Consider the following 5506-nt stretch of genomic DNA (forward strand, 5'->3'; position numbering starts at 1 on the left):
CTCGACGCGGCAGCGGCCGCGCTCGGCGCCCGTGACGTCGGCGACGACGGCGGTGATGCCGGTCGGGTCGGCGGACAGCGCGGCGACGTGGGCGGCGCCGGGGTCGATCTCGTACAGGACGGCGTTCGGTCCGGGCCGCCCGGTCTGTGAACCGGTGGTCCGCACCAGCCCGGCCGCTTCGAGCCGCCCCAGGATCTGCGACGTGGTCGGCTTGGACAGGCCGGTCAGCTCGCCGATGCGGGTGCGGGTCAGCGGGCCGTGGACGACGAGGAGGTCGAGGGCGGCCCGGTCGTTCATGGCGCGCAGCACGCTGGGGGTGCCCGGGGTACTCGCCGTACCGGCCATGACCTGCCTCCTCGCAAGCACTGTTAGGAAAGTTTCCTATTGGGTGCGAGGAACGTAAATCGCGAGTGAAGGGGGCGTCAATAGGGGCTGGATCCCTGGCTACCAAGTCGTTATGACACCGCCGGGGCGCTCAGTCCTTGCGCTCGGCGGGGAAGAGGATCGGGCTGATCAGGTAGCGGCTGCGCTCGGGGGAGGGCTCATTGCCGACCCGCCGCACGAGCACGTCCCTCAACTCGCCGATCAGCGCGGCGAGTTCGTCCTGGCTGAGCCACATCGCGTGCTGCCGGTAGCCCACCAGGTCGGCCGCCGGGTCGGCGCCGGGCCGGTCGAGGTAGGCGTGGAACTCGGCGAGCAGGGTCGCCATCGCCACGGCGAACACCTTGCGGTGCTCCTCGTTCGAGACGGCCGCGGCGGCCTCGGCGTCGATCACCGCCCGCTCGCGCCGCAGCCGGTAGCGCCGCTCGACGGCGCCGCGCACCCGCTGTTCGTCCGCCACCTCCAGCACGCCGCCGTCGGCCAGCGCCCCCACGTGCCGGTAGACGGTGGCCTTCGAGACGTCGGGCAGCAGGGCGCACAACTCGGAGGTGGTCAGGGCCCGTTCGCCGGAAAGGGCGTGCACGAGGCGCAGCCGGACGGGATGCAGGAGGAGGTCGACCGAGTCCATCGACGTACGATCTCACGACTGATACCTTTCTCAAACTTGAGAATGCATCGTGGGGATGCGCAGACACGTGAGGCGGCGAACGGTGACACATCCACCGCTGGGGAAGCTGTACGACATCGGCGACGGCCGGACCCTGATGCTCCACCGGTCCGGCGCGGGCGGCCCGACGGCGGTCTTCCTGGCCGGGACGGGAGCCATGAGCCTCGACTACCTCAACGCGCACGAGCGCGTCGCCGAGTCGACCACGAGCGTCCTGTACGACCGGGCGGGCAACGGCTGGAGCCACCCCGCGGACCTGCCCCGCACGGCCGGCCACGTCACGGACGAACTACGCCGGTTGCTGCACACCGCCGGCCTCCCCGGGCCGTACCTCCTGATCGGCCACTCCCTCGGCGGCGCCTACGCACGCCACTACGCCCGGCGCTTCCCCGGTGAGGTCGCCGGCCTGCTCCTGCTCGACCCGTTCCACGAGGACCTGGCGGTGCGCGCGCCCGCGCGGGCCCGCGAGCGGCTGGCCGGGATGCTGGAGGCGATGGCGGTCCAGGAGGAGACCGAGCCGACGCCGGAGCAACTGGCGCAGGCGCGGGAGCAGTTGCTGCGCCACTTCGCCGCCTGGCCGGAGCCCGTCCGCGAGCCCCTCGCCGCACAGCACCTCGCGACGTGGCGCGCGGCGGGCCGCGAGAACGCCGGCCTGTACGACGAGGTGGCCGCCGAACTCCGCGCCGCGCCGCCCCTGCCACCCGTCCCGCTGATCGTCCTCACGGCGCTGGGCCCGGACGCGCTCCAGGAGCAGACATGGGGCACGGACCTGTTCCGCGAGATCAACGAGACGAAGCGGTCGCTGCACGCGGAACTGGCCGCCGAGTCCCCGCACGGCGAGCAGCGGATCCTCGGCGACGCCGGCCACGGGTGGCTGCACGAGGAGCGGCCGGACGCGCTGCTCGCCGCGGTCGGCGACCTTCTCGCGCGGGCGCGCACCCCTCAGGCGGTGGCCGGGCCCGGACGACGTTCGGCATGAAGCGCGGGCCTGCGAGACGCGGGGGAGCGCCGTCGCCCCTCCGCGGCGCGGGCAGTGACACGGGCCTTCGGCGCCATGATGATCGTCACCGGGGGTTCCTTCCGGTGGAACACCCGGAGCGCCGAGAAGCGCAGGGCGTGACAGGACGTAAAGGGGAGCGCGGCCGTGGCAGACCGTACGCAGCACGAACAGGCAAGCCCTGAAGTGCACAAGCGCGTCCAGGAGAGCTTCGAGCGCCAGGGGCTCATGGCGCATCTCGGCGCACGGATCGGCCACATCGGTCCGGGCCGCGTGCACATCGTGCTGCCGAGCAGGCCCGAGCTGACGCAGCAGCACGGCTACTTCCACGCGGGCGCCACCAGCGCCGTCGCCGACAGCGCGGGCGGCTACGCGGCGCTGACGCTGTTCGCCGAGGACAGCGAGGTGCTCACCGTCGAGTACAAGATCAACCTCCTGGCCCCGGCCGCCGGGGACCACCTGGAGGCGATCGGCACCGTCCTGAAGTCCGGGCGCACCCTGACCGTCTGCCGGCTGGAGGTCTTCGCCGTGGGGGCCGACGCCCCGCGCACACTCGTCGCCAACGGCCAGCAGACCCTGATCCGCGTGGAGGGGCCCGCGCGGGAACGGTGACGGTGTGCCTCCGGCGGAGGCGGCGGGGGGAGAGGGTCCGCGCCCTCGCCTCAGCCCAGGAATCCCCCCGCCCGCAGCGCCGCGTCGATCTTCGCCCGGTGGGCCGCCTCCCACGCGTCCAGGGACTCGGCGGCCTCCTTGGCCAGCTGTGCCCGCGCGGCCGCGAGGATCTCGTCGCGGCGGGCGGACGGGACCGTCACGACGCCGTCCTCGTCGGCGACGACCAGGTCACCGGCCGCCACGCTCACGCCCCCGCAGCGCACCGGCACGCCCAGCGGGGCCACGGCCTTCTTCGTGCCGGCGACCGGGATCACCCCGCGCGCGAACACCGGGAACTCCGCCTCCCGGACCTCCGACAGGTCCCGGATCACGCCGTCGAGCACGAACCCGGCGATGCCGCGCCGCTGGGCGACCGCGCACACGTTGCCGCCGGCCAGCGCGTGGCCGAGGTCGCCGGACGCGACGACGATCACCGAACCGGGCTCGGCGCGGTGGACGGCGGCGTGCAGCATCAGGTTGTCGCCGGGGGCGCAGCGCACCGTGAAGGCGGGTCCCGCCAGGCGCGGGACCGGGGTCCACAGCGGGCGGATGCCGAGGTCCATGACCTGGCGGCGGCCGAGGAGGTCGGCGAGCGTCGTGGTCGGTGGGGTGGTGGGGGACATGCCTGCCTTTCGCTCCCGTGCCGGTGGCCGGCCGCAGCGCCCTGGAGCGCGGGCGCCGGCCACCGCGACACACGGAGACCCGGATCGAAGATCAGGCGGAAACGCCTTCGATCCGGGCCAGTGCCTCGTCCGCGCCGAACGGCTGCAAGTACGGCAGCCAGCGCGGATCCCTGTGTCCGGTCCCGATGATGCGCCAGGCCAGACCCGACGGCGGTGCCGGTTTGTGGCGCAGGCGCCAGCCGATCTCCACCAGGTGGCGGTCGGCCTTCGTGTGATTGCAGCGGCGGCACGACGCCACCACGTTGTCCCAGGCGTGCTGACCCCCGCGGCTGCGCGGGATGACGTGGTCGACGCTGGTTGCGACGCCACCGCAGTACATGCACCGGCCGCCGTCACGGGCGAACAGCGCACGCCGGGTCAGAGGAACGGGCCCCCGGTAGGGGACCCGCACGAAGCGCTTGAGCCGGACCACGCTGGGAGCGGGGACGGTACGTGTCGCGCTGTGCAGGAAGGCGCCGGACTCCTCGAGGCACATGGCCTTGTTCTCGAGGACGAGTACGAGCGCGCGGCGGAGCGGTACGACGCCGAGTGGCTCGTACGACGCGTTGAGGACCAGGACATGCGGCACGGAGGCCTCCTTGTACGCCGGCGGCGCGTGGCTCGCGCCGGGACGATCTCGTAGTCAGTCTCCCCTCATGGCTGGTCGTGGCGCCACCATGTCCGCGTAACGGGCTGGGAGTGTTTTCGACCACACGTCCTTCCTCCCCAGGTGAGGCCGGTCTCTCCCCCACGCATGACAACGATCCGCGCACGATGCCCCGTTAGTGTGGTGGGTCTGTCCGCTCCTGTCCCCGAGCCGTGCCGAGGCGGGCAGATGGCTACGCCTGGAGGTACCTTCCGTGATCCCGTTCGTCCTGTCGGCTGACGACACCACCCGACAGCCCACGCTCAAGGACGCCCAGGAGCAGGCCGGACAGGCCGCCAGCTGGGTCGAGCAGAACTGGTCGGCGTGGCTGGGCATCGGCCTGCGCATCCTGCTGATCATCGTCGTCGCCTCGGTGCTGCGCGTCGTCATACGCCGGGCCATCACCAAGCTGATCGAGCGCATGAACCGCACGGCGCAGGCCGTCGACGGCACCGCGCTCGGCGGTCTGCTGGTCAACGTGGAACGGCGGCGACAGCGCTCCCACGCCATCGGATCGGTGCTGCGCTCGGTCGCCTCGTTCCTGATCATGGGCACGGCCGCGCTGATGATCCTCGGCACGTTCGAGATCAATCTGGCGCCGCTGCTCGCCTCCGCCGGTGTCGCCGGCGTCGCGATCGGCTTCGGCGCCCGCAACCTCGTCACCGACTTCCTCTCGGGCGTCTTCATGATCCTGGAGGACCAGTACGGCGTCGGGGACTCCATCGACGCCGGGGTCGCCTCCGGCGAGGTCATCGAGGTGGGACTGCGGGTGACCAAGCTGCGCGGCGACAACGGCGAGATCTGGTACGTGCGCAACGGCGAGGTCAAGCGCATCGGCAACCTCTCCCAGGGCTGGGCCACCGCCGGGGTCGACGTCACCGTCCGCGCCGACGAGGACCTGGACAAGGTGAAGGCGACGCTCGCCGAGGTCGGCGAGACCGTGAGCAAGGCCGAGCCGTGGAACGAGATGCTGTGGGGGCCGGTGGAGATCCTCGGCCTGGACAGCGTGCTGCTCGACTCGATGGTGGTGCGGATCTCCGCCAAGACCATGCCCGGCAAGGCCCTGACCATCGAGCGCGAGCTGCGCTGGCGCATCAAGCGCGCCTTCGACGAGGCGGGCATCCGGCTCGTCGGCGGCGTGCCCGTGCAGGCGGACGGGGAGGCCGCCGATCCGACGGCCGGGATGTCCGCGCCCTCCGCGTACGCCTCCACCACCTCGCCGCAGTCGCTGGCCGCGTCCCCGATAGCGCCGACGAACATGGCGAAGTAGGACCCAGGGGAGCCGTCAGGCCGTGCGCAGGTGGACCGGCTGGGCCGAGCGGCGCAGCAGCGGCAGCGCGGTGGCCGCCGCCAGCAGGCACGTCGCGCAGACCGCGAGCGGGACCAGCAGCGGCGACGCCCACGGGACGTCCTGGCCGGAGGTCGCGGCGTACGCCGTGTGGACGGCCGTGCCGCCGACGGTCGCGAGGACGAGCGCGGGGGCCAGCGGCAGCCCGGTCTCC

7 protein-coding genes and 1 pseudogene are annotated in these 5506 nt (G+C 72.7%); 3 read left to right on the forward strand and 5 right to left on the reverse strand.

Annotated elements, in window-relative coordinates:
• Positions 1-345: winged helix-turn-helix domain-containing protein (locus tag G3I40_RS14880; protein ID WP_164302652.1), on the reverse strand; the 345-nt coding region annotated here is incomplete at its 3' end.
• Between the two features lie 130 nt (positions 346-475).
• Entirely contained in the window at positions 476-1009 is a 534-nt protein-coding gene (locus G3I40_RS14885) for a helix-turn-helix domain-containing protein (protein WP_164302653.1), read from the reverse strand.
• Between the two features lie 82 nt (positions 1010-1091).
• Here G3I40_RS14885 and G3I40_RS14890 point away from each other — a divergent pair, with 82 nt between their 5' ends.
• Both G3I40_RS14890 and G3I40_RS14895 read left to right on the forward strand, forming a co-directional pair.
• Complete coding sequence (locus tag G3I40_RS14890) at positions 1092-2027, forward strand: alpha/beta hydrolase (protein WP_343244931.1); 936 nt, start codon at positions 1092-1094, stop codon at positions 2025-2027.
• A 165-nt stretch (positions 2028-2192) separates the two neighbouring features.
• A complete protein-coding gene (locus G3I40_RS14895; protein ID WP_164302654.1) occupies positions 2193-2657 on the forward strand; it encodes a PaaI family thioesterase in 465 nt (154 codons plus the stop codon).
• A gap of 50 nt (positions 2658-2707) precedes the next feature.
• Here G3I40_RS14895 and G3I40_RS14900 read toward each other — a convergent pair whose 3' ends face one another.
• Positions 2708-3319, reverse strand: a complete 612-nt coding sequence (locus G3I40_RS14900; RefSeq protein WP_164302655.1) for an RraA family protein — start codon at positions 3317-3319, stop codon at positions 2708-2710.
• A 91-nt stretch (positions 3320-3410) separates the two neighbouring features.
• Positions 3411-3947: an HNH endonuclease gene (locus G3I40_RS14905; protein WP_164302656.1), complete on the reverse strand. Its 537-nt coding sequence runs from the start codon at positions 3945-3947 to the stop codon at positions 3411-3413.
• A 271-nt stretch (positions 3948-4218) separates the two neighbouring features.
• On the opposite strand from G3I40_RS14905, the gene G3I40_RS14910 reads away from it, so the two are divergent.
• A complete protein-coding gene (locus G3I40_RS14910; protein ID WP_343244932.1) occupies positions 4219-5274 on the forward strand; it encodes a mechanosensitive ion channel family protein in 1056 nt (351 codons plus the stop codon).
• 15 nt (positions 5275-5289) lie between these two features.
• On the opposite strand, the pseudogene G3I40_RS14915 reads toward G3I40_RS14910, so the two are convergent.
• A pseudogene (locus tag G3I40_RS14915) lies at positions 5290-5506 on the reverse strand (ABC transporter permease); the annotation flags it as partial.

Origin of the sequence: Streptomyces sp. SID14478, from assembly GCF_010548525.1 — a bacterium.
GTDB lineage: Bacteria > Actinomycetota > Actinomycetes > Streptomycetales > Streptomycetaceae > Streptomyces.